This is a genomic window from Nocardia sp. bgisy134 (assembly GCF_965341865.1).
Classification (GTDB): Bacteria; Actinomycetota; Actinomycetes; order Mycobacteriales; family Mycobacteriaceae; genus Nocardia.
In genome coordinates, this window is sequence record NZ_CBDQZP010000004.1 from 316,429 (window position 1) to 342,458 (window position 26,030).

General features: G+C 66.2%; 18 protein-coding genes. 5 read left to right on the forward strand and 13 right to left on the reverse strand.

Annotation, left to right across the window (positions count from 1 at the left end):
• The 3 genes from ACRWNM_RS10430 to ACRWNM_RS10440 all read right to left on the reverse strand — a co-directional run bounded on the left by ACRWNM_RS10430 (window position 1) and on the right by ACRWNM_RS10440 (window position 9,429).
• Window positions 1-4,500, reverse strand: a complete 4,500-nt coding sequence (locus ACRWNM_RS10430) for a hypothetical protein (protein WP_431965988.1) — start codon at window positions 4,498-4,500, stop codon at window positions 1-3.
• 3 nt (window positions 4,501-4,503) lie between these two features.
• Window positions 4,504-7,743 carry a hypothetical protein gene (locus tag ACRWNM_RS10435; protein WP_431965990.1) on the reverse strand — a complete coding sequence of 1,080 codons (3,240 nt, stop codon included), beginning with the start codon at window positions 7,741-7,743 and terminating at the stop codon, window positions 4,504-4,506.
• A 1,068-nt stretch (window positions 7,744-8,811) separates the two neighbouring features.
• On the reverse strand, window positions 8,812-9,429 hold the full coding sequence (locus ACRWNM_RS10440; RefSeq protein ID WP_431965992.1) for a TetR/AcrR family transcriptional regulator: 618 nt from the start codon (window positions 9,427-9,429) through the stop codon (window positions 8,812-8,814).
• A gap of 62 nt (window positions 9,430-9,491) precedes the next feature.
• Between ACRWNM_RS10440 and ACRWNM_RS10445 the strand changes: the two genes are divergently transcribed.
• The gene (locus ACRWNM_RS10445) at window positions 9,492-10,376 is read left to right on the forward strand and encodes an SDR family NAD(P)-dependent oxidoreductase (RefSeq protein ID WP_431965994.1); all 885 of its coding nucleotides are present in this window, start codon (window positions 9,492-9,494) and stop codon (window positions 10,374-10,376) included.
• On the opposite strand, the gene ACRWNM_RS10450 is transcribed toward ACRWNM_RS10445, so the two are convergent.
• Together ACRWNM_RS10450 and ACRWNM_RS10455 are read right to left on the reverse strand one after the other, a co-directional pair.
• Entirely contained in the window at window positions 10,373-11,950 is a 1,578-nt protein-coding gene (locus ACRWNM_RS10450; RefSeq protein ID WP_431965996.1) for a serine/threonine-protein kinase, read from the reverse strand. The two genes, ACRWNM_RS10445 and ACRWNM_RS10450, sit on opposite strands and share 4 nt — an antisense overlap.
• Window positions 11,951-12,056: 106 nt before the next feature.
• On the reverse strand, window positions 12,057-12,374 hold the full coding sequence (locus ACRWNM_RS10455; RefSeq protein ID WP_431965998.1) for a pentapeptide repeat-containing protein: 318 nt from the start codon (window positions 12,372-12,374) through the stop codon (window positions 12,057-12,059).
• Between ACRWNM_RS10455 and ACRWNM_RS10460 the strand changes: the two genes are divergently transcribed.
• Window positions 12,290-13,261, forward strand: a complete 972-nt coding sequence (locus ACRWNM_RS10460; protein WP_431966189.1) for a hypothetical protein — start codon at window positions 12,290-12,292, stop codon at window positions 13,259-13,261. The two genes, ACRWNM_RS10455 and ACRWNM_RS10460, sit on opposite strands and share 85 nt — an antisense overlap.
• Window positions 13,262-13,440: 179 nt before the next feature.
• Here ACRWNM_RS10460 and ACRWNM_RS10465 read toward each other — a convergent pair whose 3' ends face one another.
• From ACRWNM_RS10465 to ACRWNM_RS10475, 3 genes are all read right to left on the reverse strand, one after another.
• Window positions 13,441-14,586, reverse strand: coding sequence for a PIN domain-containing protein (locus ACRWNM_RS10465; protein ID WP_431966000.1), 1,146 nt, complete (start codon window positions 14,584-14,586; stop codon window positions 13,441-13,443).
• Window positions 14,587-14,983: 397 nt separating this feature from the next.
• Window positions 14,984-15,445 (reverse strand): DoxX family protein, encoded by a 462-nt coding sequence (locus ACRWNM_RS10470; protein WP_431966175.1) that lies wholly within the window; start codon window positions 15,443-15,445, stop codon window positions 14,984-14,986.
• Between the two features lie 324 nt (window positions 15,446-15,769).
• Window positions 15,770-16,891 carry a PucR family transcriptional regulator gene (locus ACRWNM_RS10475; protein WP_431966002.1) on the reverse strand — a complete coding sequence of 374 codons (1,122 nt, stop codon included), beginning with the start codon at window positions 16,889-16,891 and terminating at the stop codon, window positions 15,770-15,772.
• Between the two features lie 187 nt (window positions 16,892-17,078).
• Between ACRWNM_RS10475 and ACRWNM_RS10480 the strand changes: the two genes are divergently transcribed.
• Complete coding sequence (locus ACRWNM_RS10480; protein ID WP_431966004.1) at window positions 17,079-17,456, forward strand: nuclear transport factor 2 family protein; 378 nt, start codon at window positions 17,079-17,081, stop codon at window positions 17,454-17,456.
• 463 nt (window positions 17,457-17,919) lie between these two features.
• Here the strand turns inward: ACRWNM_RS10480 and ACRWNM_RS10485 are convergent, their stop codons facing one another.
• From ACRWNM_RS10485 to ACRWNM_RS10500, 4 genes are all read right to left on the reverse strand, one after another.
• On the reverse strand, window positions 17,920-18,522 hold the full coding sequence (locus tag ACRWNM_RS10485) for a hypothetical protein (protein ID WP_431966006.1): 603 nt from the start codon (window positions 18,520-18,522) through the stop codon (window positions 17,920-17,922).
• 206 nt (window positions 18,523-18,728) lie between these two features.
• Window positions 18,729-19,625 (reverse strand): SGNH/GDSL hydrolase family protein, encoded by an 897-nt coding sequence (locus tag ACRWNM_RS10490; protein WP_431966008.1) that lies wholly within the window; start codon window positions 19,623-19,625, stop codon window positions 18,729-18,731.
• Between the two features lie 307 nt (window positions 19,626-19,932).
• Window positions 19,933-20,997 carry a magnesium and cobalt transport protein CorA gene (locus ACRWNM_RS10495; protein WP_431966177.1) on the reverse strand — a complete coding sequence of 355 codons (1,065 nt, stop codon included), beginning with the start codon at window positions 20,995-20,997 and terminating at the stop codon, window positions 19,933-19,935.
• A 177-nt stretch (window positions 20,998-21,174) separates the two neighbouring features.
• Window positions 21,175-22,344, reverse strand: a complete 1,170-nt coding sequence (locus tag ACRWNM_RS10500; protein WP_431966010.1) for an acyl-CoA dehydrogenase family protein — start codon at window positions 22,342-22,344, stop codon at window positions 21,175-21,177.
• Between the two features lie 83 nt (window positions 22,345-22,427).
• Here ACRWNM_RS10500 and ACRWNM_RS10505 point away from each other — a divergent pair, with 83 nt between their 5' ends.
• Window positions 22,428-23,555 carry a CaiB/BaiF CoA transferase family protein gene (locus tag ACRWNM_RS10505; RefSeq protein WP_431966012.1) on the forward strand — a complete coding sequence of 376 codons (1,128 nt, stop codon included), beginning with the start codon at window positions 22,428-22,430 and terminating at the stop codon, window positions 23,553-23,555.
• Between the two features lie 42 nt (window positions 23,556-23,597).
• Window positions 23,598-24,287, forward strand: a complete 690-nt coding sequence (locus ACRWNM_RS10510; protein ID WP_431966014.1) for a GntR family transcriptional regulator — start codon at window positions 23,598-23,600, stop codon at window positions 24,285-24,287.
• Window positions 24,288-24,448: 161 nt separating this feature from the next.
• On the opposite strand, the gene ACRWNM_RS10515 is transcribed toward ACRWNM_RS10510, so the two are convergent.
• Window positions 24,449-25,948 (reverse strand): PucR family transcriptional regulator, encoded by a 1,500-nt coding sequence (locus ACRWNM_RS10515; protein ID WP_431966016.1) that lies wholly within the window; start codon window positions 25,946-25,948, stop codon window positions 24,449-24,451.
• Window positions 25,949-26,030 lie beyond the last annotated feature (82 nt).

Genomic DNA, 26,030 nt, shown 5'->3' on the forward strand with positions numbered 1-26,030 from the left:
TTACAGTGCGATGTGATCCGCATAGACCAGCCGCTCGGTGGTAGACAGCGTCTGCTCACCGGGCTTCGGGTCGGCGGCCAGCTTCTCGAACTCCTCGACCAGCACACGCAGGTCGTCCGAGGTGCCCGGGGTGAGCAGCTGCTCGGCGGGCTCCAGTTTCAGCACGCCTGTCCAAGAAGTCTTGAACGACGTCGCGTCGACACCGGCCAATTCGCAGTCCACGGAACGGACGTCGGTCCAATCGAGGTCGGACTTGGCGCCCGCGGCTCGCGCCTGCAGGGTCGCCGTCACTCGCCGCGACTTCGTCAGCCCTGTCCGCAGCGACGCGGTGTCGGTGGGCTTCACCGGCTTCTCGGCGCCCGGCTCGGCCGTCACGGCGGTCACACCCGTGACCGTGACTCGGACTTCGTCGGACTCCGGCCGGCTCAGCGTCGCGATCCGCTCGGGCGCAAGCTGCACGAAGTCCGTCGCAACGATCTCCGAGAACTCCATCCCGACAATCGAATTGGGTTGATACCGAGCCATCGACAGCCGCAGGAACGGCCAGACCGCATTCCCCGAATCGAGGATCACATCGACGAACCACAGTTTGCGCCCGTCGTGGAACTCCGGCCGGAACATGTACGCGTTGACGACCTTGTCCCGATCCGCGAACTTGTCCGACTTGCGTTGCCTGACGACATGCATCACGGGCCGGCCCGGCTCGCCCAACGGTGTCAACGCCAGCTGTGCGGCACGTTGCTGCCATGCCGGAAGAACGGGTACCTCATAGGTGTTCGTCATCTTGGGTCCGGCGATGATCGGATCTCGCGCCCACAGGCTGACCTTCTCGTCCGGCGTGAGTCCCGGCTCACCGGTGGTGAGCACGGCCAACAGCTCACCGTCGCCGCTCGAATACCACCCGCGCTCGAGCCAAATGCGGACTCCGCTGCGACGGATCCGCCGGATCGCGAACGGATGCTCGGGCTCGGTCGTCTGCTCCCACATGAACATCGGGATCACCGAATGCACGACCGGAAGACTGGGCCGTGCGCTACTTGGGATGTTCACCGCGACCTCGTTGCCGCCCGATGCTTCGTCGTCGGCCGGCGGAAGTTCGTTGGGCAGGAAGAACTCCCGATAGCGCGACGTGCCGAACAACCGATAATTGACCGTGCGTGCCTTGGTGTCCGGCAGCTTGTGGATGGCGGTCCGTATGTTGACCTCGCTGCGCCGCTTCCCCACGTTTTCGGCATCCGGCTGCAAAGTGAGCATCGAGTACCGCTCGTGCTCCTCGATCCGATGGTCGACGACGATCTCCTTCGACGTGGAGACCTTGGGCTGCTCGCTGGCCGGATCGTCGATCAGATCGTCCCACCGGGCACGCAGTTCGACCTTCTCGGTGCTGGCCCCGTGAACGTCGATCACACCGTCGAGATTGGCGGTCGGGATGTTCGCCGAGCGCGGTTCTGCGACCAGCCGCGTGATCACCGGCGGCCGCGCCGGCCGCGCGGTGGCGTGCACCAGGCGAAGCTTCTCGTCGGGGGTCAGCCACCACAACCAGCCGTCCCGGGCGGCCTGTTCGAGCGTTTTCCGGTCCGCCTCAGGTACATTCGGATCCTGCACCGGATGTAGCTTCCACAGCGCCATCTTCTCCAGGTGCTCGGCATCCAGTGTCGTGGAGAACGCCACCGCCACCTGCTCACCCGGGGGTAGGCCGACGTTGATCACGTTGCCGTCCTGCTTGGCGTCCAGCCGCGGAGCGTTGTGCAGCACCAGACGCAGAGGTTGCAGCTCCGGCCACTGGCCGGAGTACTGGATGACGACCGACTGCAGCACACGGGGATTGGCCATGCGGTGGTCCGCGCCGGACTCATAGAACACCAGCGCCACACCGTCGGCCATCGGGTCCGGCAGATATGGCAGCACGAGATTGTCGACGTCGTGCACGACGTACTGGCCCTCGGCCGGCTGGCTGTTCGGTCCATTCGGAACCTGAAGGTCGTCGAGCGTCACCAGATCGGTCGCGCCCGGAGTGGCCAGCAGCGCCATCCCCGGCTGCGTGATGGTTCCGGTGGGGGAGTTCAGGTCCTGAATCCGGGTATTGAAGAGGTTGCCTCGCTCCTTGAGCGCGACGGCATATGCGCGGGTGTGATTCCCGGCCCGCATCAACGCGTCGAAGCGTCCGTCGAGTTCGGCCTCCATCTGGCTGCCCTTCGGCGGCACCACGTGACGCTGACACAGGCCGGGACTGCCGACCAGCCCGGTGCGGATGACCATGCGCTGCAACGATTCACCCGGCGTGTACGCGACCCGCGGAACCAGCGTCGGCGCCGGGATCGGGTCCCACCGGAAGAACGGTCGCGGTGTGCTCACCGTGTCCGGATCACCCGAGTCGCTGAAGAGCCCGGCCAGCTTCTCGGGTTCGATGTCCAACTGCGGGTTCATCCGCCCCGACAACGCGTGCTCGACCGCCGACGCCGTCGCGCGTTCGATCTCGCCGGGCACGCCTTCGGGATGCGGCGCCCGAGTCTGCGCGAGATCGGTACGCAGCGTTACGAACACGCCGGCCTCTTCCCGTTGCCTGGCATCGGCGCGCAGCACGTCGAGATGGGCAGACGCGGCCGCAACCATCCCGTCCGCCGGCTCACCGGTGGAGAGAGGATCCATGGGAACGCTGTTGCCCGCCAGGTCGACTCCCGAGATGCGGAACGAATACTTCCGCCCATAGCGCAGCGCCGGAAGCGATTTCGTCTCGGCGGTCGACCGCACCTCGATGCCGGGTGGCTGGCCGGATTGGTCGGTGACGTCCTCCGGCTTCGCGGTGACCTCTTCCCTGCCGTTGCGGTGGATGATCATCTTCCCCGGCCGCGGCGCCGAGAGGCTCCAGCCATCCCACCCTGCGAGCACCTCGTGGATGTAGTACGGGTTGTTGGCGTTGCCGGGCACCCGATTCATCGGCGGGTTCTGCAGGTAGCCGACGTCGCGGACGCCGTCGAGGATGGACTTGTCGTCGAACGACGCGCGCACTCGCCGCTCGTGCAGGCTATGCCACATCTTGGTGACGTCGTCCCACACCTCGACGCGGTTGCCGCGATGCAGCCCCTCGAAGTGGAATTGATGCCGCGTCTGCGCGGTGCCGGGCACCTCCACGACCGGGTCGAGATCTTGGGCCTGTTGCAGCCGGACCCGAAGGTCGTCGGGCCGACTCAGCTCGGCGAGGCAGAATCCCGTCGCCCGCAGTGCTGCCGGGGCGAATGTTGCCGGATCCCCGTTGGCCTCGGTCGCCAGCGCCCGCACCACGTCGCGCAGCAGTTGCTCGAGGGACAGCCCGGCCGCATCGGGATCCAGATCCATCACCCGATACCGCTCTGGGTCACCCAGCCCGAGACGCCCGACGCGCCACCGGTCGCTGGCCGGCTTGGCCAGGAAGCGTGAACCCACTGTCATGCAATGCGTTTCGGGCGACAGGTACTCCTCGGCACCGTCGACGATCACATCGCACCGGATCAGGGTGGCGTTGCGCAGGGCATCCAGATCCTGCACCCGCACGTCGACGACGAAGCCCAGCTTGCGGGCGAGGGTGGGAACGTTGGCCGTCGACGACGCCCGTTCGTGGAAATCCGGGGTGTCGTGCGGTGTGCGCGGCGGTTCTGGCTGGCCTGCGACGGGCTTGTCCTTGTACTCCTTGGCCTCTTCCGGCCGGTTGTAGTATTTCTGCGCGGCGTGCACGTCGGCCAGCATTCGCTTCATGGGACTGTTGATCAGTTGCGGTTCGGCTAGCAGGCGGTCCAGGAACGCGGTGATGTCTGCATCGAGCGTTCGATCGGCGAGCAGAAGTTCGATGGGGGAACGCCAGGGTTGCGGCGTCACGACATCGAAAACGTGAAGATCGGGACCGGCGTCGGGGTCGAAGATCGCCGGTGTCGGACGGGGCGGATCGATCGCCGCACGGGAGGCGTTGTCCTGGCCGACGGTCAGGTCGTTCCGGTGGCCGGCGACGGCCTCCGGATAGCGGCTCAACGCGTCGATCAGACCGTTGCCGGGCCTGGCTTCTCTGAACACGTCGAGTGTCGCTTCGGCCAATCGATTGCCGGCGACGCTGGGACGGTTGACCGGGCACGAGCATGCCGACGTGTAGTGCGCGTCGAGGGCGTGGTCGCGCATTCTGTTCGCCGGGTACGAACGCCATGGGGTCTCGGTCACGACCGGCTTCGGGAAATCGCGGACCTTGGTGCTCGCGGGAAACGCTGTTGCCCAGGCGGATTCACTGGGCGGCACGATGCGTGGATCGGGATCCGGATTCAGCAGCGGCGTGCAACTGATGGCCGACGGGCTCGAATCCGTGTGCAGCCGGAACGTCGCCTCACGCAACGACTTCACCCAGTTGACCATCACGGCGTAGTCGGCGAGCGTGCCGCCGCCCTCCAGCCGATGAGTGAAGTACAGCGAAATGTGGAATGGGTCGTTCGGGTCGACCGAGTACGGCAGGACGGTCGTCATCACCCGGGTGGTTGCCATAACCTACGCTCCGATCGCAAAGGTTGAGAAGTATTGATCCCACATCGCTTGACCACCCTCGGTCGGCGGCATGATCATGGCCAGCGTCGGATCTCCCTTGGAGCCGGCCAGTTTTCGTTCGCAGGTGATTTCGACGGACGCGGAAAAGAACGCGATCTCGATCTCGACCCGAAGGCTGGCCCGGCCGACGAGCTTGCCCGAGGCAAAGTCATACGTCAGTGACAGCTCGAGGGTGATCGACGCCGACGCGATGCCGAGCACCTCGACCTCACCGCGGATGCGGAAGTATCCGGTCAGCTGGCCCTTTTCGCCTTCGAGCCGCAAAAACACGCCGATCATCACAGACACCGAACCCGAGGCCACGCCGAGGTCGACGCTCAGCGACGCGCCGGCCTCCAGCCCCATCTCGAGCATCACCAAGCCCTTGGGCGCCAAGCGGATAGCGACCCATCCGCCGCCTCCGATCGCCATGACCGTCAGCCGGAACGGGGATTCCTTGCTGCAGAAGCCGAAGCCAACGGTGACGGCCTCGCCGAGGAACGGCACCCGGCAGTCAGCCGACAGCGCGATGTTTTCCAGCGTGAACACACCGACCGCGACGCTGGGCAGCGCGAGCTCGAACCCCGCGGTGGCGCCCGCCGGGGAGATGTCGACGTACGGCGGGTCGGCGAAGCCGTCGAACGGGATGAGTCGGCGCAGTTTCTCGATGAAGCCAAGCGCTCCGAGGAACTCCAGCTTGTCGAACTGAACGTCGACCTCGGGTTTGCCCCCGGTGGCGACACGGAAACCGATGCGGCTGAACGTCATCGACATCAGCGGTGCGCCGGGCAGCAGCTGCAGCCGGAAGTTTCGCAGCTGCGCACTGACGTCGGACTGCGGGTCACCCTCCTTCGGGACGCGGACCTCGACGGCGATCGTCAGGGCCTGGTCCGGCCTTGCGGGAATGAACACGAGGTTGTCGTCGCCCGGCGCCGGTCCCCAACCCTTGATCGTCGGCGTCCACTCGTACCGGACCGTCGACCCCTCCAGCGGATTCTTCAGCGCCTCGATCAATTTGTTGCCCTGCGCGAGTGTCAACGCGCTGTCCAACGCCTTGTACGGCCGCTCGATCAGCGCGCGCAGATAGGCAGGCAGGAACTGGTTGGCCGTCAGTGCCTTCACCTCACCCAACGCTTGCTGAAGCTCAGACGGCAGGTTTCCGGCGGAGTTCGCTTCGCCCTTGGCGATCTTGATCAGCGAATCGACCAACGGTTGAACGGGTTTGGCGGCCAGCTTGTCGATGGCGAGCTGCGTCTGGTTGCGCAGGGCCTGCAGCCGCTGTTCGGCGCCTGCGGTGGTGGCCGCCGCGATGTCGACGTCCAGCGTCGCGCGCGCCTTCTGGAGCCCGGCGACCAGGTTTGCGTAATCGGCGCCGACGGAGCCGATGAAGTCGAGTTGGTCTGCGATGAGCTTCGGGGCCTCGCTGAGCGGACGGCCCTCGAGCAGGATGTCTTTCAGGTCGAACAGACCGAACAACTTCGGCAGCGCTTGGCCCAGGAAGGCGCCGGGATTGAATTTGTTGTCCTTGATGCCGTTGGGTGCGCCCTTGTCACCGACCGCACCCTGTGTACGCGAGATCGCGTTGATCGCCACGTTCGGCTCGACGAATCCGCCGCCGCGGTCGCTGCCACCGGAGAAGTTCAGCTTGTTCTCCTGGTCGAGGACCAAGAAGATCTGCGCCGGATCGTCGTTCTCGAAGCCGGCGGCCGTGTACGCGTCCTCGTACTTGACGGCCACAGGACCACCGCCCCGATTCACGGTCGCCAGAGCGGGAATCGTGATGTGCGCCTTCACCATCCACGGCGTGCTGGTGAGCGGGAAGGGGTCGCCGGTGAGGTCGAGGAACTGTAGCCGAGCCGTGGTGTCGCCGGGGGTCTTCGCCTTGGCGAAAGCGACCTCGACACCGCCCACGTCAATCGACTTGTGTTTGGCGATTTCGTCATTCCACGTTGTCAGCGCGCCCCCTGGGGCACCCTCCGGCACGGCCACAAGCGCTGTCGCCATGGTGATCACGCGGTCCGCCCAGTCGACGGCGGTGATCTTCCACAGATACTGGTCGGCCCCCACTTCGGGCACGAAAGACGTCGTCGCCGGGTCGGGCGGTTGGTTGATGTCCGGAGACACCAGCGGGTCGATCGATACCCTCTTGAACGGCAGCCGGTTCAGTCGCTCGTTCTCGTAACTCCTCGTGTGCTCGCGCAGCACAATGAAATAACGCTTGAACAGGTGCGCCGCCTGATCACCGTCGGCCGCCTTGATCCTGCGCTCGGTGAGCTTGACCAGCGTGCCGCGGTGTCCGAACGGGAAGAGGTAGATCGGTGTTTCGACGCGGACGTAGCTGTCGCGGCCCATCGGCGCCAGATGGCGGTACGCCGACAAGTGAAACCCGGTGTACTCGGCCGACCGCGGCCACGCCACCCGCCAGTCGACCCACGCGCCCAGCGCGGAAAGGAACAGCTTCTCGACCGTGAGTGGTTCGGGCTCGATGACCGTCTGGCCGTCGTTCGGCTTCGGATTCGCGGTCTGCCGGACAATGGCCCTTCTGTCGGCCGGCGTCAGCGAGCCGTAGTCGGGGTCGGCGTCCTGGGTGTCGTCGTCGTCCCGCGTCCACACGGCACGGACCGTTCGAAGCTTGTCGTCGTTCTCGTCGACACCGACGAACTTGCCGTCGACAATCCGGCGCACTCCCAACCGAGAGTGCCACAGCTCGACCCGGTTGGAATCGCTTGGCGCCGTTGCGGCATCGGCCGCGTGGGTGAAACCGCCGTTCACGTCCGGCGAGACGATCAGCCGATACGGCGCCTCGATCGCCGTCTGGTCGTCTTTGGGTGCCGCGGGCGGCACCAGCGCCTCGGGTGGTCGCTGTTGGTTGGCCTCCAGTCGGGGCACCGCCAGCGGCGGCACCCGCAGACCGAGCGTGCTCAACGCCTTCAACACCCCGGACACGGTGAACGGAATCTCTGTTTTCTTGTGGAGTTCGAACACCACGCGCGAATCGGTGGCGGCGCGTGCCCGAGCAACATCAGGGGTATTGGGTGGCTGGTGCAGCGGATCGTCGAGCGTTGCCTCTTCATAGACGTTCTGCGGGCCGAAGGTGACGATCAGATGTGCGTTGTCGGTAACGGCGACCAGACGGGTAACCGTTGGCGGCGGCGGGGGGCCGCCGATGCCGGGGATGACAAGGACCTGGCCGGGGAAGATCAACGACGGGTTGGCGATGTGGTTGGCGGCGGCGATCTCGCGATACCGGAACGGGTTTCCGTAGAAGCGCTGAGCCAGATCCCACAGCGTGTCCCCTGCGACTACGACGTGCGTCACCGGCGGAGGAGGCGGTGGCGGGCCTGGCCGCCGCGGAATGATCAGGACCTGGCCAGGGCGGATGAGGCTCGGGTTCGGGATATGGTTGGCCTCCGCGATCAGCCGATACAACCGGCCGTCGCCGTAGTAGTGGACGGCCAGATTCCAGAGGTTGTCGCCGTGGACGACAGTGTGCCGCGCCAACGGCTCCGTGGGAGCGGCCCCGTCGGCGACGACCCGGCACCCGATCGCGACGCACTGCACGTTCAACAGGTCCGCCGGCCGCAGCAACCGGAACTCGACCGGGTCGGGCGGTTCTTGCGGGTCGGGACCCGGCCCAGGATCCGGCGGCGTGAGGTCCGGAATCCGCAGCACCTGCCCCGGGAAGATCCGGCCGGGATCGGCGATGCCGTTCGCTCGGGCAATGATCGGAAACTTGTTGCCGTCGCCGTAGAACCGCTGCGCGATGCCGAACAATGTGTCGCCACGGATGACGGTATAGAAGCTGTCCATCGGCCCCTCCTGCCCTGCCGGTCCTCGCCGATGGCGAAGCTACGCGCGACGGAACACGTTTGACTTGAGTAGTGCGCTACTCGATTTCGGCGACGTAACGATGTGGAGTTCGTCGAGCACTGGTGCGTGCAGGTCGGGACACGGGCTGTGCCGGGTAGTCCGTTGCTCGGCCTGGCCGGCCTGTGCCTCGGACACACCGCTCGGCGTTTCGGGCATCTCAGCGAGGAAGCCCCTTGCACTGATGAAGTCACTGACGGCGCGTGCCGAGGCCGACCCGTCGGACGTGGACGGTCGGGCCCTCGACGGCTATGACGACGTCCGGAGCTTCCTGCACCTGTGGTGAGGTGCGGTCAGGCGGCGTTGCCTGCCGCGGATGACACGACTGACGGCCTAGGTCGTCTTGCGAAGTAGGTGGTCGTGGGGTCGGTGTGGGCTGTCGTTGGGGCCGCGATCCGTTCGACGTCACCGATCCGTGCGAACGGCCTGTGTCTCGACACAGGCGACGGCGGCGTCGAGCGCCGCCTCCAGCGGAGCGGGTTCGCGCTGGGCCCGGGAGACGAGCATGCCACCCTCGTAGGCGGTGACGACGACGAGCGCCAGGCGGTCGATATCGGCGTCCGGGCGCAGTTCTCCCGCATCGCGCATGGCGGTGAGGCCGTCGGCGACGGCGGCGGTGAGGCGGCGTAATCCGGCGGCCACCAGTTCGAGGAGTTCCGGGTCGGTATCGGGGATGTCCTCGGCGAAGGAGGCCAGCGGACACCCGGTGCGACAGCCGGTCGCGCGCGCCGCGGCGACCACCGCATCCCGCCACGCGCGCAGATCGTGTAGCGAGCGCATATCGAGCAGCCACTTGTTGGCGATCACGACCTCGGTGCTCGCTTGGATGACCGCCGCGAGCAGGTCCCGTTTGTTGTCGAAGTAGTGATAGAGCTGCGATGCGCTGACGCCCGCCTCGTGCTGGATCGCCTCCATCGTGGTGTCGTGCGCACCGTTCGCGAGCATCAGGCGCGTGGCGGCGTCGACGATCCTGGCGCGGCTACGTAGTCCTTTGGCGGTCAGGGTGTCGGGGGACGCGGGCATCGGACTTCTCCGGACTCGATTTTGGTATTGTCATTCCATTCTGTGCTCCGAGAATAAGAGCAATGGACACAACGAATCCATTGAGGGTCCCCTCGGCTTCGACCGCACTGGTGACCGGAGCGACCGGCGGTATCGGATTTTCGGTTGGTCGCACGCTGGCGCGGCTCGGCTGGACCGTCCTGGTGCACGGGCGCAGCGCGGAGCGTGCGCAAGACGCGGCAGCGCGCATGGGCGACGTGCCGGGCGGCCTGATTCCCGTCGATGCCGACCTCGAAACACGTTCGGGGGTGCGGCGACTGGTCGATCAGGTGCACCGCGCCGCGCCGGACGGCCTCAGCGTCCTGGTCAACAACGCGGGCGCCGCGTTCGATCGGCACGGCCTCACCGTGGACGGCGTCGAACGGACCGTTGCCGTCAATCACCTGGCGGTCGCCGGACTTACTCGCGGCCTCGAATCGCTCCTGAAACCGATTGGTGAACAGGGGAATTCACCAGCGCGGGTGATCATGATGACCTCGTACCTGGAAGCGCGGGCCCGCCCGATCCAGGACTGGGCGCTTCCGGGAGAGTGGACGCAGATGCGCGCGTACGCGTCGAGCAAACTCGCCAACCTCGCCTACACCTACGCGCTGGCCGAACGGTGGCGTGACCGGATCGCGGTGTACGCGGTGGATCCGGGGGTCGTGCGCACCGGATTCCAGCGCAGTGCGGGCGGTCCGCTGCACCTGATCGGCCTCGTCGGCGCACCGTTGATGTCCTCCCCCGAGCGGCCCGCGCGCACGGTGGTCGCCACGGCCACCCGCCCCGCCGCACACCCCAGCGGCAGCTATATCCGTGCGGTCCGCGCCGTGGACACCGGACGTGTCGAGCTGTCCTCGGCCCGCTCCCGCGATCGTGCCTACCAACGCGACGTCTACGACGCCACCCAGCGCTTCCTGGGCGGCTAGCGGATGGGCACGATCACGCCCGAGGTCGTCGGGCCGCCGTGCAGCTCCAGGTGGCTCGGAGCGTCCTGTTTCTTGTCGTTCTTCTTGTCGTTCTTTTTGTCTTTGCCCGGAAGGTCGAAGGCCAGCCGGATCGTGGCGGTGCGGCCGGGATCGAGCGCGATCGGGTCGGTGCCGGAAGGGTTGAGTTCGGCGGTCGCGGCGACCTCGGGTGCGACCGAGCGGCCACCGGCGGTGACCAGGCGCTGATCAGCGACGGTGAAAGCCTGCTGGTGATCGGACACATTGGTGACCGTCAACGTCACGATGGTGTACGAACCGCCCGCGGCAGCCGAGCCGCTGATGGGCACGCCGGAAACCGTGTCGGTCACGGTGAACGCGAAATTTCCGTCTCGCACGGTGCCTGCTGTGTCGAGGGGCGGTGCCTCGGCCGGAGAGGGCAGCGGAGCGGTCGTCGCCGGAGCGGCGGCTTCGGGGGTCGTCGTGTTCGGACCCGGGGCGGACCCGATGTCGATGCCGCCGGCCAGCAGCCACAGTGCCACCACGACGACGGCGGCTGCCCCGGCGGCGAAGGCAATCCACCTCGAAGGGCTTCGCCGATGATCGGGCTGTGGCGCGGGCGGGAATGGCGGGGACTCGCGTTTCTCGGTCGCCACTTTCTCGGTCGCTGTCGGGCCCACGGCGGTCATGACGAGAGTCGCGGGGCGCGTATTCGACGCGGCCTGGTGCAGCACCGGTGGGGGTGGTCGGGCCGGCGCAGGCAGGCCGAGGGCCTCGCGTGCCGCGGCGGCGAATTCCCCCGCAGTGGCGTAGCGGTCGCGCGGATCCTTGGCCATGCCGCGGGCGATCACGGCGTCGAGTGCGGCGGGGACGCCAGCGGCGGCACGCGAGGCCTGCGGTGGTGTGGAGACCAGGTGCGCGCGCATCTGCTGTGCCGGATTTCCGTCGCCGTAGGGCAGGCGTCCGGTGAGGGTTTCGTAGAGCACGCAGGCCAGCGAATAGATATCGGAGCGGGCGTCGAGCGTGCCGTCGAACCGTTCCGGCGCCATGTACTGCAACGTGCCGACGACCTGGCCGGTGCCGGTGATCGCGGTGCCATCGGCGCCCCGGGCGATGCCGAAGTCGATCAAATAGACGAAACCGCTGGTGTGCTCGAGAATGTTGGCCGGCTTCACATCCCGATGAACGAGCCCGGCAGCGTGCGCGGCATCCAGTGCCTCAGCGGCCTGGGCGATGACCTCTACAGCCCGGTCCGGTGCGAGCGCGCCCGACCGCAGCCGCGTGGCCAGATCGACGCCCTCGATATAGGCCATCTCCAGGAACAGGTGCCCCTCGACCGCACCGAAGTTGCGAATGGGCACGATGTGCGGATTGCGCAACTGCACTCCCAGCCGTGCCTCTCGCTCGAAGCGACGCTGATAGGCCGGATCCGCCGAATACGTCGTGGACAACACCTTCAGTGCGACGTTGGCACCGCTGCGGTCGCGCGCCAACCACACCTCGCCCATACCGCCACGCCCCAGCAACCGTTCGAGGTGGTAGTTCCCGAACGAGCCGCCGCCGCGCTGCCCGGACATACCCCGACCATATCGTCCGGAACACACCGACGCACGACCGTGACAGAGCGCCCGAGGGTTGAGCCGATACCGGCCGCCGCCGATGGGGCGTGAGCGGGCGCGGACGTCATCGAGGTACCAGCCCCAGCGCGTCGCTTCCGACCATGTCGGCCGACATCAGATCGACTGAGGTGAGATCCGCCCCCGCGAGCTCGACCCCGGCCAACCTCGCGCGCGCGGGATCGGCACCCGGTCCGATCACTACCCCGCCAGGGACATCGAGCACCGCGCGCAGCAACGCCGCCCCATTCCGCGACCGAACTGTCGGCAGCGCGTCGTGTTCTCGTGCAGGATCGAGGGGTGAGTGCACTCCAGAAGAAAGTGATGCTCTACGCGATCGCCCTGGCCTACGTGGTGACGTTCGCGGTGGGCATCTTCCTGGCACTGCTGGACGAGAGTCTCACCGGTCGCGAGATCGCTTCCGCTATCGGCTTGAACCTGGTTGCCTCGGCGATCTTCGCGACCTTCTTCGCGCTCATCGCGACACGCTCCCAGGACCAAACCGTGCAGGCGACGCTGCGGGAATCGTTCGCGGCGATGTCCGATCAGGTCATCGATCGCGCCTTTCAGGCCAACTCGACCTACCTACCACAGCGCACCTACCCGGCCACAACAGGATTCGATCCGGTCTTCAACCGTGATATGCAGCAAGCCATGGCGGGTTCCACCTTCTACGCGTGCAGTGGCCCGAACCCGTGGTACGTCCCAGCCAGGCTGCGGGAGAGCGACAATCCGCCCGATCAGGTTGTGGTGCGGATGATCTCACCGGCCTTCGACAAGGCGGTTCGGCGACGAGTCGCCGACCGGCGGCTGCTACCCCGCCTGCGCGGCGTACCGATGGAAGAGATGATCCGCGACTATCGCGATTCGCTGCTGACCGCTCTGGTCGCACTGTTCGACTGCCGCGACATCTGTCCGATCGACGTCGTGTTCGCCGAAGAGAGCGCGGTGACCCGCCACGAGATCTGCGACAACGGCGTCTTCATCGCTTGGTACCGGGGGCCGGACTCGCAGACGAAAACCTTTCCGCACGCCCTACACTTCTCGTCGGACGCCCTGCTCTACAAGACATTGCGGCTGGACATCCTGCGCGCCCGCGAAATCGCCGACCGCGTGCTGACATTTCGCGCCGCGACCACGGAGACCGACCTGATCGCGGCGCTCGCCACCTGTACCGGCGACATCCTCGACCACGACGACATCGCCCGCCGACGCTCGAAATACGCCACCGAGGCGGCGGCGTTCGTCCGCCACCTGCGCAGCCTCAACTGATCTCCCCTCCGTGCGGCGCGCAAGGGAGCAGAACGCAGGAACTCCAGCGTCCCGGCTCGATGACGATCGGCGAGCGCCGTCCCGCTGAGGGTCATGCGGGTTCACCGTCCTCGTCGTAAGGGTTTTCATCCAGACAGTGATGGCCGATCAAGGCGTTCGGCTCGGTGCCCACTGGGCTGCTAAAGCAACTGAACGTGCTCGATATCGAGAGCCATCACATTCTCGTGCTGATGGTCGATGACGAACGCGAACTCGACGACCGCCCCGAACTCCCCCTCGATGGCGACGTAATTCCTGTTGTAGTCCGGGTCGACCAGCGTCCAGACCGCATCGTTGTCCAGCGTGCTGTAGAACTCGCCCTTGTCCATGAGGGCCTCGTAGCCGAACGACGTCCTGACCTCGACGGTCCCGACCGAGGTACGGCCGCGATACGTTTCGACGACCGACACCACTGCGGATTCCCCCTCGAACCTCGCCGTGGAGATGGATGCGGCTTCGAGCTCTTCCGGCAGTTCCACGCCGGGCAGCAGGGATTCGGTCGAATCGTCGTAGACGTCGCGCGTCAGCGGGGCGCCGATCATGTCCGTATAGGCGTCCCGGATCGCCGCCATCAGCAGGTCTGTGACACGTGGCGAAGGCACCCTCGGCCACCAGGAGGTGTTCGTCATCGCGGCCCGGGCCACTTCCAGCCCTTCGAGGACGGTGCGAGCGAAGCCGACGGATTCCGTTCGGCCGATACTCGCCAGGTGGCCGGCGAGATCCTCGTGCGGCGTGGTCTTTCCACGCGCACAGTAATCGTTGTCGTCGGAGACCAGCACCACGAACCCGGCGCTGTCGGCGGCTGCCAGATCGCAGAAGGTGTGCCAGATCAGGGCATCTCGATATCCCTTGTCGGTGGCGTCGAACGGCCGATGCGACGCCAGCGACCAGTCCACGAGCTGATCGTGAGCCGCCTCGGGGATCGGAGCAACCGTGAACCCGAGCTCCTTGAACCGGTTACGGAGCTCGGACCGCAGTTCCTCGGTCGTGATCTCCGGCAGTTTGCGGAGTTCAGCGACCGACGGCAGATAGGTCAACGCAGGCGCGTCGAGGCGCGAGCTGCGCAGCTGATCGTGGATGGCGCGTACCGCGGTATTGAGCTCCCGGCGGGCACTCTTGATCCTCTGCTCCATATGGCGTGCCGATTCACGCACGACCACCTCCGGCACCGCGACGTCGACCTCTTCGGCCTCCACCGCCGCTACGAGCCCCTGCCATTGCGCGCTGCCGAAGTTCGGGTCCGACCTGATGATGTTGGTGTCGATGACCAGCAGCGGTCTCGGCATGTCGACATCATCGAATTCAGTTGTCATATCCCCTCATGCCCTCTCGATCCGGCGCCTTCCGATCGGCTCGGCGCTGACGATCATCGACCGATCTACAGCCGCCCTCCTAGCCACCGACCGCCAATGCCATTCTGAGCCTTGGCCGGTCGGCGAGGTCGGGTCGGCTCGCTGCACGGCATCCTCGGCGAAGCGGGCGCGCGGCGAGGAACAGCCGGCGCGGGCGGTTGCTCGCACCGGCATGGCCGGGATGATCCATTTCGGCCGTATCCAATTCGGCCAGCTCACCGTCGGTGACGCCGAGGATGCGCCCGGCGAGCGGGTCGGTGAAGATACGCGGCCCGTCTGCCGAGACCTGCCGGGCCTATCACTGCCGCTACCACCGGCAACCACACATGGACTACGGATTCATGGCGCTACTCCGCACCACCTCAACGCGGTGAGTGAGCCAGGCATCCAGCGACCAGCGGCCGGGCCCGGCCCACAACAGGAAGATCAGCCCGAGCAACATCGCGAAATCCGTTCGGGCGTCGTGCGCCATCCCCCAGAAGCCTTCCACACCTTGGAATCCACCGGGCTGTAGCTCACGCAGCTTGGTCAGCACGATCGCCAAGCTGATATCGATCAGCAGCGGCACCGCCGCCAGACGGGTCAGCAGACCTATGACTATCAAGGCGCCGCAGGCGATTTCGACGACACCGTCGAGATTGGCGAAGAACGTCGGCGCCGGTATCCCGATCCTGTCGAACCGACCCGGCCCCAGCTTGTCCGGGTAAAGGAACTTCTGGATCCCCTCGCTGAGGAACACCAGCCCCACCGCCACACGGATGCAGATCACCGCAGCCGGACCGTCCGCGCGCAGGATGTGCGTCCACGACCACCGATCCGTTCCCGCCATCGGCACTCGCCTCCCGTTGTCGTCACCCGATACGGCACGAGAGCCTACAGACGAGCACTACGCACGTAGGGTCTCCTCGCTCGGACCGGCGGGCCGCACGACAGACCTCGGCAATGCCCTCGTCACCACGATGAACAGCGCCCAAGACATTCCAGCCGTCCTCGCCGCGGGTACGCGGTCCGACAAAGCAGACCTCCACCTCGATATACGACCGCGGCGTTGCCGGGGCAGATTTGCACTGGCGTCGGTACACGCCTTGAACACAGAGATTCACGTGCCGCAGAGCGGTCAGGACTTGTCGCCGGGTGTTCGAAGCAGCCGTGTCTGCAGCGCCAGATACAGTCGCACCGCGTCGGCAGGCACTGCGAACGCTGCACCGGTGAGCCCTTCTATTCGCTTGAGACGGTGTAGGACCGTGTTGCGGTGCAGGTGAAGGCGCTCTCCTACCGCCGACGTGGAGCCGCCGAGTTCGTACCAGGCCAGGGCGGTTTGGACGAGAGCGTCGGCGTCGTCGGGATGGAGTCGATCGAATGCGGCGAGCGTGTCCGAGAGGACGTCCGCGGCGAGTCCGGGGTTAGCCGCGATCAAAGCGCGGGCCGGTGACGAAGAATAGGTGTGGATTCCGGTGTCCGCCGGGCCCAGGCACCGGAATGCGAGCCGTGCTTGGTCCAGCGCGGCAGGCGTCGATACGAGGTCGGTGAACGGTTTGCTCGCACCGGCTCGCGCCTGCACGGTACCTAGCGCGCGGTCGAGCGTGGCGGGCGAGACTGCGGCGGCAAGGGTCACTCGATCGTCGGAGAGAAGGGTGCGGACGGTGGTGACTCCGGTCGCGGCAAGGCGAACGTCGCCGACCAGGACGACAAAGATGGCTCGGGCTGGCAGGCGCATCCTTCTGCCCAAATCCTCGCGCTGCGTCGGCGGGAAGGCGGGATCGAGCAGCGCCCGCAGCAATCGTTGATCGGGTTGTTCGGTCCCGACGACGACTACGCGCCGGTAGGCGTCGGCCGCCGCGACGGAGTACTCGTCGACGGTGGCCCACATCAGCGTGGACAGCTGAGGCAGAGCGGAACGGTCGTCATGATCAGCGCGTTCGACGATCACCGCCCAGAACGCCATGCCCGCGAGGCGGAAGGCGTGCAGCAAACTGTCCAGCGGGATCCCGCGCTCGGCCTTGAGGCGTCCGGCTCGGCGAGCAGGCTCGAGCGAATATGGATCCCCGGCAAGGGAATCCAGCAATGCCGCGAGGCTGTCGGCCACCAGGGTGGCCAATTCGTGGTGATCGAGTGCGGCGTCGTCGTAGTCGCCGTCGTCCTGTTCGATTCTGGCAGTCACCATTTCGGAGATCGCAGCCAGGTCCGCGCGCAGCTCGCGAACGAGGCGCGGGCGCTCGGCGTGTGTGTCCTGGGTCACTGCCGCCAACCTAGCGTGCATTGTGCGTGCGCACAACGGAAGTGTTCGAAGTGGAGGCGTGCGCCCGTCGCCACGACGGACCGCTCCCGGCGACACTGAATTCCCTGATGAGTCACAGCATCCAGAGTGCTTCTCGCAGAACGCCTCTCAGGTCACATCGACACAACTACGATCGGAGTCGCCCATCATGTCCACTGCCACCCGCGAACTGTTCGAGCGCTACCACGCTTACTGGGCGGACCGCGACCCAGACCGAATCATCGAACTCCACACCACCGACTCGGTGTTCCACCTGCACTCGGGCCAAGAACCTGCCCGAGGTCGCGCCGCCATCCGCGAGGCCGCGGCGGGGACATTCGCCCTGGTTCCCGACCTGACCTTCCACCTGATCTCGTTGCGTGTCGGAGACGATTTCTGGGTGGTCCAATGGCAGCTGACCGGGACCTCGGCGACCGGCAATCGCGTGTGCGTCGACCTCGCGGACTACGTTCTGGTCGAGGACGGCGCAGTCAAGGAGAAGCATTCCTACGTCGACGGAGTCGCGATGCAGGCCGCGCTGAAGTGAAAGCGCCTCGGTCACATCGCAACCCCGTTGACCATGTCATCGAATAACGAAGCCCGGCCGCTGACGGTCCTCTCGTCGCGTTTGGCGAGCGGATCGGCCGGCTCGTGTGCGCGCGTTCGGATGCTCTGCCCCTCGACAGATTCGCGTAGGTGAGAGTTGCCCCCGCCCGCAAGGGTGGGGGCAACTCGAACACGTGGTGACCGGTTCTCCAGCTCGGACGTTCGAGGGGTGGGTCGCCCAAAACGTCTCGGCGTTCCGGTAGGTCGCACCGCGTCCGGCGCATGAGGTCGCGTGGACGACAGAATCGCATCTCTGGATCGGCTCGGTGGGCCACCTGAACTAGATCCTGTCCGCCTACATGGCCTCAGCCACATGACATCTCAACCATCCGCACATGGCGAGTCGAGGGTGTTCAGTTCGATCGGCCATCGGCCATCGGCCATCGGGCAGCTTTCGCAGTGCCTCAGAGCTTCCACACGTAGGTGTTGGGAGCTGGTTCGACATACTGCAACAGACCCCAATCGAAATGTGCCCAGTAGACACGATTACGCCCGGAGTCGGGGTCGATTGCTCTGAAGGCTGCCACGTCTCCGACCCCGCCGAATCCGTCGACGACGTCAGTCGGTCCCAAGGTTCCATCGTGGAACTCGTTCCGCGTGCACGACCAGGGGGTCAAGTCGGCAACAGATTCCAACCGCGGCCGTGGGCAGTCGGGGTGCCGAAGAAGCTGCCTGAACAGCCGGGGGTGAGGCGGAATCTCCATCCATTCAATCTGCAGACCGGGCCAGAACGGCAAATCCCACACCGCATACCGACCCTCGCGGTCGCCGTGGTGTTCGATCCGCTCCGAAGCCGGTGCACCCCAAGCTGTTATGTACTCAGCGATTGACCTGAAGTCGTTCGTCGCATCAGCGAACCACCACCGATGCTCGGCGACCGCAGCGTCGGCGCGGGTCGCACCGATCCGATCGAGCAGATCCGCCGCCTGAGCAGGAGCACTCGTGCACATCGCGTGAAGCATCGACAATTGGAAGTCATACAGCGTTGTCACAAGTTCGCCGGTCATCGTCCCTCCCCGTCGGCGCAATCCATGTCGAAAGTACCAGCTGACCGAAACGCACTGACATGCCACTGCGCGGGTGATCTGAGCAGTGAGATCGACTGCGGCGCAGACCGTCCGATGATGCCGCGGGACGCGCGTACCCTTGGTGACAGAGCCGACCGCATGTCCCCTGAGCGCCCTGAACCCGGCGCGTAGCGTCCTCGGGAACGCTACGCGCCGAGCGTCTCCAGAACCCGCCGCGCCTGGTAGTCCGCCCCGAGCTGATTGGGATGGAACGGCGCGGCGGGGCCGACCGGGGTGCTGGAGAACGGGACCAGCCCTTCCACCCAGCGCACGCCTGGGGGTTGGCAGGCGTCGTGGCCGGTGCTGCCGGTGTAGGTGTCGACGAATTCCACGCCGGTGGCCGCGGCGATGCGGGTGAGCATGTCATTGAGCTCGATGAGCTTGTTGCCCAGCCAGATCGCGTCGGCGTCGGAGATGGGGATCTCCGGGAAACAGCCGCCGGTGGTGCCGACGGCTTCGAAGTAGTCCAGCAGCAGGATGCGGGCGTGCGGGGCGCGTGCCCGGATGCCCACGATGGTCGCGGTCACCCGGGTGGCGGTGACATCGATGGCTTCGGTCATGACGTCGGTGTCACCGGTGATCATGGTGTCCAGGCAGGGCGTGGCGGCGGGATCGGTTGTCAGGCAGGTAAATACGGACTTGGCCAGGGCGGCGTCGTTGCCGCCGATGCCCAGGGTCACCAAATCCGTGGTAGAGGTGAGGCTGTCGAACTGCGGCGGATTGCTGCCCAGCGCCGTGGTCTCCGGGCTCGTCATATGTTTGGTCTCCGCACCGCCGCAGGTGGCGTCACGAAAGACCGGTGTCGACAGCGCGGCCGCCACTTGCTTCGGGTAGTTGCGCGCGCTTTGCAGGCAATGCACCGGCGTGAACTGCGTCGTGATCTGGCTGCCGGTGACATCGGCTGCCCACGAATCCCCCAGCGCCACATACTCCGAATAGGTGCGATCGGCGGCCGCCGACTCCGTGGCCAGTCCCGTCACTGCCGTCAGTGGCAGTATCGCCACCGCGGCGGCCGCCAGCAATGTACGCGTGGTCCCAAGCACTGTTTCTCCGCTCGAACTGCCCGACCCGGTGCGAATTGGACTAACGTCCAGCGGAAATCTAACACGGCCGTCGGGCATCGACCGACCGGAATCGCAACCAGCCATCCCGACGGCCCGAGCCCGCGAAATCTGCCGGTCTCTCTCCCTCTCCCCCCGCCAGCCGCAACCACGCTCGAGCGCCTCGGGGCCCGGTGCTGATCGCGAAGCCTTCGAGTTGACGTCCGGTTATCACTGAAAAGTCTTTGCGTACGCGGATTCCCGCCAGGTACCCCCAGCGGGCGCCGGGTAGGAACGTACGCCGCCGGCTTCAGAGCCATTCGATGCGGCGGAAGACGACATACAGCGTGCCGCAGAGCGTCGCCATGAGCGCGAGCACGGCCGGGTATCCCCAGACTTGCCGCAGCTCGGCCATGTGCTCGAAGTTCATGCCGTAGATCCCGGCGATCATGGTCGGGACGGCGAGGATCGCGACCCAGGCCGAGATCTTGCGCACGTCGGTGTTCTGCTGCATCGCGGTTTTCGCCAACGCGGCGCCGATGAGGGCGCTGAGGGAGTCGTCGAAGTCGTTGATGCGTTCGGCGACGGTGGTGTGGTGATCGGCGACGTCGCGCAGATAGCGGCGAACTTCCTTGGGCAGCGGTGTTTCCGGTTCGCTGAGCTGGTGGAGCGGGGCGGCGAGTGGCTTGACCGCGCGCCGCAGTTCGACGATTTCGCGTTTGAGCTGATAGATGGGTTCGATGGCGATCCGGCGGCGCGGGGTGAAAATCTCCTCTTCCATGGCGTCGACGTCGAGCTCGACCGCTCGGGTGACCTCGATGTACGAGTCGACGACGAAATCGGCGATCGCGTGCAGCACGGCGCCGGGGCCCAGCTGGAGTCGCTGCGGGTCGGCCTCGAGGTCGCGCCGTACTCCGGCGAGGCCGGAGTGCTCGCCGTGGCGGACCGCGACGACGAAGTCGGGTGCGGTGAAAATGAGGATTTCGCCGGTCTGCACGATTTCGCTGACGCTGTGGAGTTCGTGCTCGACGTAGGCGACGGTGCGCATCACCGTCACGAGAATGTCGTCGTAGCGTTCCAGTTTCGGCCGTTGATGTGCTTTCACCGCGTCTTCGACCGCCAGTGAATGCAGCCCGAAGGTCCGCGCGATGTCGCCCATCTGCGTCTCATCGGGTTCGTGCAGCCCTACCCATACGAACCCGGTACCGCGGGCGCGGACCTCGGCCAGCGCGGCGGCGTGGGTGAATTTGCCGGGGAGCCGCTGCCCGTCGACGTACACCGCACAATCGACGATCGCCCGCGCGGTGGGGATCGGGACCTTCGGCACCACCGGAACCTGCCGGTCGGACCGGCGGAACGACGGGAGATGCGGAATATGCGACACCTAACGATGCTAGTCGGTTGCACATTCTTCCGCGCTCTCTCAGTCGCAGCATCTACCAGCGAGTTGAGCGCGATCAGAGCGATTGCCGACCACTTGCCGACGGTGACAGATTCGGACGCGAGGCAGGGCGCATCGGAGGCGTCACCGCCGGAAAGCGGCTTGTGCGGATCAGCGGAAGGCGTCAATCCCGGTCAACGCCCCACCGAGGACGAGTGCGTGCACATCGGCGGTGCCTTCGTAGGTGACGACGGTTTCGAGATTGGTCAGGTGCCGCATGACGGGGTATTCGAGGGTGATCCCATTCGCACCGAGCACCTGTCGCGCGGTTCGAGCCACATCCAGTGCGGCGTTGACGTTGCCCAGCTTGCCCATGCTCACCTGTTCGGGCCGCAGCGTCCCGGCATCCTTCAATCGACCGAGGTGCAGCGCCAGCAAGGTGGCGCGGTTGACCTCGAGGGCCATCGTGGCGAGCTTGTGCTGCTGGATCTGGAACGACGCGATCGGCTTGCCGAACTGGACGCGCGTGGTGCTGTAGTCGATCGCGGATTCCAGACAGGCGCGGGCAGCGCCTGCCGCGCCCCACACGATGCCGAAACGGGCTTCGCTCAGGCAGGTCAGCGGACCACGCAAGGATGTCGCGCCCGGCAGCATCGCCGAGGCGGGCAGCCGAACCTCGTCGAAGATCAATTCGGAGGTGGTCGACGCGCGTAGCGACACCTTCTTCCGAATGTCGCGGGTGGTGAATCCCTTGGCGCCCTTGGGAACCAAGAAGCCTCGAATGCCCTCGTCGGTCCGCGCCCACACCACGGCCACATCCGCGAGCGAGCCATTGGTGATCCACATCTTCGCACCGCGGAGCACCCAATCGTCACCGTCGCGGCGAGCGTAGGTCCGCATCGAGCCGGGATCGGAACCCGAGTCCGGCTCGGTCAGGCCGAAGCATCCGACGGCGTCACCCGCGGCCATGCGCGGCAGCCACTCTTGCTTCTGATCCTCGGACCCCCAGTGGTGGATGGCGAACATGGCCAGCGAGCCCTGCACGGACACCAGACTGCGGATGCCGCTGTCGCCTGCCTCCAGTTCGAGACAGGCGAGCCCGTATGCCGTGGCGCTGGTTCCGGCGCAGCCATAGCCCTCGAGGTGCATCCCGAGCACCCCGAGTTTGCCCAGTTCGGTGAACAGTTCGCGAGGGACGCGGCCCTCGTCGAACCAATCCCCCACCCACGGCAGGATGCGCTCGCGCACGAACGCGCGAACGGTATTGCGTATGTCTCGTTCCTCGTCGGTGAGGACAGAGTCGATGGCGAGAAAGTCGAGTGGGGCCACTGCGGTGGACATGCTTGCGGATCTCCTTGACCTGACAGGCCGCGATACCTAGCCTAATCTTCGATTTTCGAAAATCGATGATTGGATCCTCACATATGGTCCCCGCGCTTGCCAACCTCCGCGTCCTGGACTTCTCCCGCATCCTCGCCGGCCCCTTCGCGACGATGCAGCTGGCCGACCTGGGCGCCACCGTCACCAAGGTCGAACGACCGGGCACCGGGGACGACACGCGCACCTGGAAACCGCCGCACGACGACCGAGGACAGGCGACCTACTTCCAGGCCGTCAACCGCAACAAGAGCACGATCGTCCTGGACCTGTCCGACCCGGCCGATCGCGCTCGAGCCCGGGAGATGGCGGTGACCGCCGACGTCGTCGTCGAGAATTTCCGCCCGGGACTGATGGCGGACTTCGGGCTCGACTACGACCAGCTCCAACCGGAGAATCCGGGCCTGATCTATTGCTCCATCACCGGTTTCGGACGCGGCCCCGGCGCCGGACTGCCCGGTTACGACCTGTTGATCCAAGCCCTCGGCGGCCTGATGAGCGTCACCGGGGCCCCCGACGCAGAGCCGCAGAAGGTCGGTGTCGCCCTCGTCGACGTGCTTGCAGGACTCTTCGCCACGACCGGCATCTTGGCCGCGCTGCACCACCGCACAGCGACGGGCGAGGGGCAGCGCCTCGACATCGACCTGCTGTCCTGCCTGCTCGCCGGACTGGTCAATCAAGCCAGTGCCTACACCTCGGCGGGTGTCGTACCGACTCGGATGGGAAACCAGCACCCCAGCATCGCGCCCTATGAACTGCTCACGTGCGCCGACGGTGAACTCGTCCTGGCCGTCGGAAACGACCGCCAGTTCTCCTCGCTGTGCGAGGTGCTCGGCGAACCTGAACTCGCGACCTCCCAAAGGTTCTCGACCAACACCTCTCGCGTTCGGAACCGGGTGGAATTGCGTGCCGACCTCGAGCGGCTGCTCGCCGCCCGGACCGCCGCCGAATGGACCGACCAACTGGCCGAAGCCCGTGTCCCGGCCGGAGTCGTCAACGACATCGCCGCAGCCTTCGCCCTCGCCGAGAAACTTGGCCTCCAGCCGACCGTCGAAGTGCCGCGCGCCGACGGCAGCACCGTCTCGCTCTGCCGAAGCCCCCTCAACCTCTCGGTGACGCCGCCGGTCTATCGGTCAGCGCCACCGGACCTGCCCACCACCACTTCTGAGCGGTAGAGGATTACCGATCGGGTGGGTGACTATGGGTAAGCTCGCCAGGTGAGTCTCCCAGCCGCCTCCGCAGGTCGTAAGGGTCCTGGTACTGCGGGCGAACATGCGCTCGAAGAGCTCCGGCGGGCGATCGTGTCGGGTCGGTACCGCCCGGGTCAGCAGGTGCGGCAGGAGCGGATCGCCGCCGATCTCGGCGTCAGCCTCGCGCCGGTACGCGAGGCTCTTCGCGCGCTCGAACAGGAAGGCCAGGTCGTCTATCGGCCTCGGCGTGGTTACTTCCTCACCGAGCTCCGGGTCGCGGATCTGCGTGAGATCTACGAACTGCGGACGTTGCTCGAGACGCGGGCCGCACTGCACACGGTGCCGCTCCTCGACGCCGACTCCCTCGACCGTGTCGCGCTGGCTGCCCGCGACTGCGCCGAAGCGGCCGAGCGCGGTGATGTGGCGGCCGAGCTGGAGGCGAATCGCCGGTTCCATTTCGGCCTGCTGGAATCGCCCGAAATGGTGCACACCATGCGGGTCATCCGGCTGCTGTGGGACTCCACCGAGGCCTATCGCGCAATGTATTACAACTCGCCCGTCGAACGTTCGCGGACCGTCGCAGACCATGAGGCGATTCTCGAGCTGGCACGCCGCCACGCGGTCGGCGAGGTGATCGTCGCACTCGACGAGCACCGGGACCGGGCGTTGCGCGTGCTGACGACGATCCTCGACGACCCGGCTGCGGACGGACGGTGATCGCAGCGCGGCGCGCGAACGCCGATGCCGGTGCGCGCATGGTCTCGCCGATCGCCGCGCCCGGGTGATCGACTACCTCACAGGCTGTTTCGAATCGCAGGACCATAACTCCATCCGCTACATGAATGCGACTGGGCCGCATAGGAATTCAGCCACAGCCGTTAACGGTCCACGTCGGAGTCGATCAGCTGGAGCTCGAGCCACAGCTCCGACCGACTCGTCGGCGACTCGAGACTGATCCCGAGCAAGCGTTCGATGCGGTCCAGTCGGCGACGCAGCGTATGCCGGTGTATGCCCAATGTCTTTGCCGCCGGATCGATCTGCCCATTGTGAGCAAGCCACACCTCGAGTGTGGAGCGGAGTGCTTCCGAACCACCGCGATCGCTGTCGAGCAGCGGCGCCAGATGAGCTTCGGCGTAGGCGCGTGCACGATCACGATCGAAGCAGGCACTGAGCCCCTCACTGATCACTGCCGTGAACTTCGTTGTCTCCTGGCGTCGCGCGGCATCGTCGGCCGCCTGGCGACTTTCCCGGATCGCGCGCGCGAGCTCGCCCCAACTCGCCTCGCCGGAAATGCCCGGGAAGAGGCCCGAAACCGATGTCAGGCGCGCGAGTGCGGAGTTCGCCGAGGCGTGCGAAGCGATCACCGACAGGTGATCGTCGATGAGAGCGAAGGCGATCGCTCCGTGCGGGTGCACCTCGAACAGCTCGCATGCTGCCGAGAGGCGTCGCGGATCTCCTTGCGCGGTGAACACCACGATCGGTTCGGTTGGCAGACCTCCCCACAACTCGTCGGCCATCGCCTCCACCGTGGAGATCTGTCCGGCGATCAGCATCTTCATCGCTGCCTCTCGCGCACGAGCGAGCGCATCTCGTGACTGCTCGGTTCGACGGACGAACAGGGTCAACAGCGACGCGGCGATGGTGACGACACCGTGGTCGAGAGAACCGACGACACCCTCGCGTCCGGCCAGCAAATAGCCAAGCACGCGGCCGTCCGCGGCGGTGAGTGGATGCGAGATGACATCCTCGCCACCTTCGGTCGAGAACACGATCTCACCAGGTCGGGACCGTCGAGCCCGTGCGGTCTGTTCGACCGCCCGTCGCGCACCGCGATGGGTGCTGTCGACGATGTCGCCTGCGGCGTCGAGCAGAGCCGCCCAGCCACCGATGAGCTTCGCGGTGCGCCGAACCAAGGTCTTGGCCCCGTCGGCTGCCAGTGTGGCGTGGATCAGTCGCCGCTGTTGCTGGTGGCTGAGCTGAAGCCGGGCGTGGTCTTCGGACGACAACGCCTGATAGACGGCCTTTTCCAGCAGGATGAACGGCACCTCGAGTGGCACCTCGAGCAACGGCAGACCTTCCGCGTGCGCGGTGTCGAGGACGGCCGCGGGTATCTCGTCATACCTGAGACCGACACCGAACCCCAGCGCCGCGACACCGGCGGCGACCAAACGCCTGACCCAGTCCGAAATCTCCTTGTCGGAGTCGGACAGCGCCACCCCTGTGGTCAGTAGTAGTTCTCCGCCGCTGAGAAACGCGGCGGGGTCGTCGAGTTCGGATACGTGGGCCCAGCTCAATTCCCGGTCGGCATGTTCGGCCCCCGCCCGAAGCGTGATGCGCAAGGTCGGGTCGGCGACAAGTTGACGGACGGTCAGCGGCACCCATCAAGTGTGCCACTTTGGCCCATCGGAAGTACGAAGTGTCCAATGTGGCCACTGGCAGCAGACTCGACGGCCAGCGACA

Bases quoted from the DNA above. Each gene is read 5' to 3' on its own strand.
- ACRWNM_RS10430 (WP_431965988.1), bottom strand. From the start codon at position 4,500: ATGGCAACCACCCGGGTGATGACGACCGTCCTGCCGTACTCGGTCGAC.
- ACRWNM_RS10440 (WP_431965992.1), bottom strand. From the start codon at position 9,429: ATGCCCGCGTCCCCCGACACCCTGACCGCCAAAGGACTACGTAGCCGC.
- ACRWNM_RS10445 (WP_431965994.1), top strand. From the start codon at position 9,492: ATGGACACAACGAATCCATTGAGGGTCCCCTCGGCTTCGACCGCACTG.
- ACRWNM_RS10450 (WP_431965996.1), bottom strand. From the start codon at position 11,950: ATGTCCGGGCAGCGCGGCGGCGGCTCGTTCGGGAACTACCACCTCGAA.
- ACRWNM_RS10465 (WP_431966000.1), bottom strand. From the start codon at position 14,586: ATGCCGAGACCGCTGCTGGTCATCGACACCAACATCATCAGGTCGGAC.
- ACRWNM_RS10480 (WP_431966004.1), top strand. From the start codon at position 17,079: ATGTCCACTGCCACCCGCGAACTGTTCGAGCGCTACCACGCTTACTGG.
- ACRWNM_RS10485 (WP_431966006.1), bottom strand. From the start codon at position 18,522: ATGACCGGCGAACTTGTGACAACGCTGTATGACTTCCAATTGTCGATG.
- ACRWNM_RS10500 (WP_431966010.1), bottom strand. From the start codon at position 22,344: ATGTCCACCGCAGTGGCCCCACTCGACTTTCTCGCCATCGACTCTGTC.
- ACRWNM_RS10505 (WP_431966012.1), top strand. From the start codon at position 22,428: ATGGTCCCCGCGCTTGCCAACCTCCGCGTCCTGGACTTCTCCCGCATC.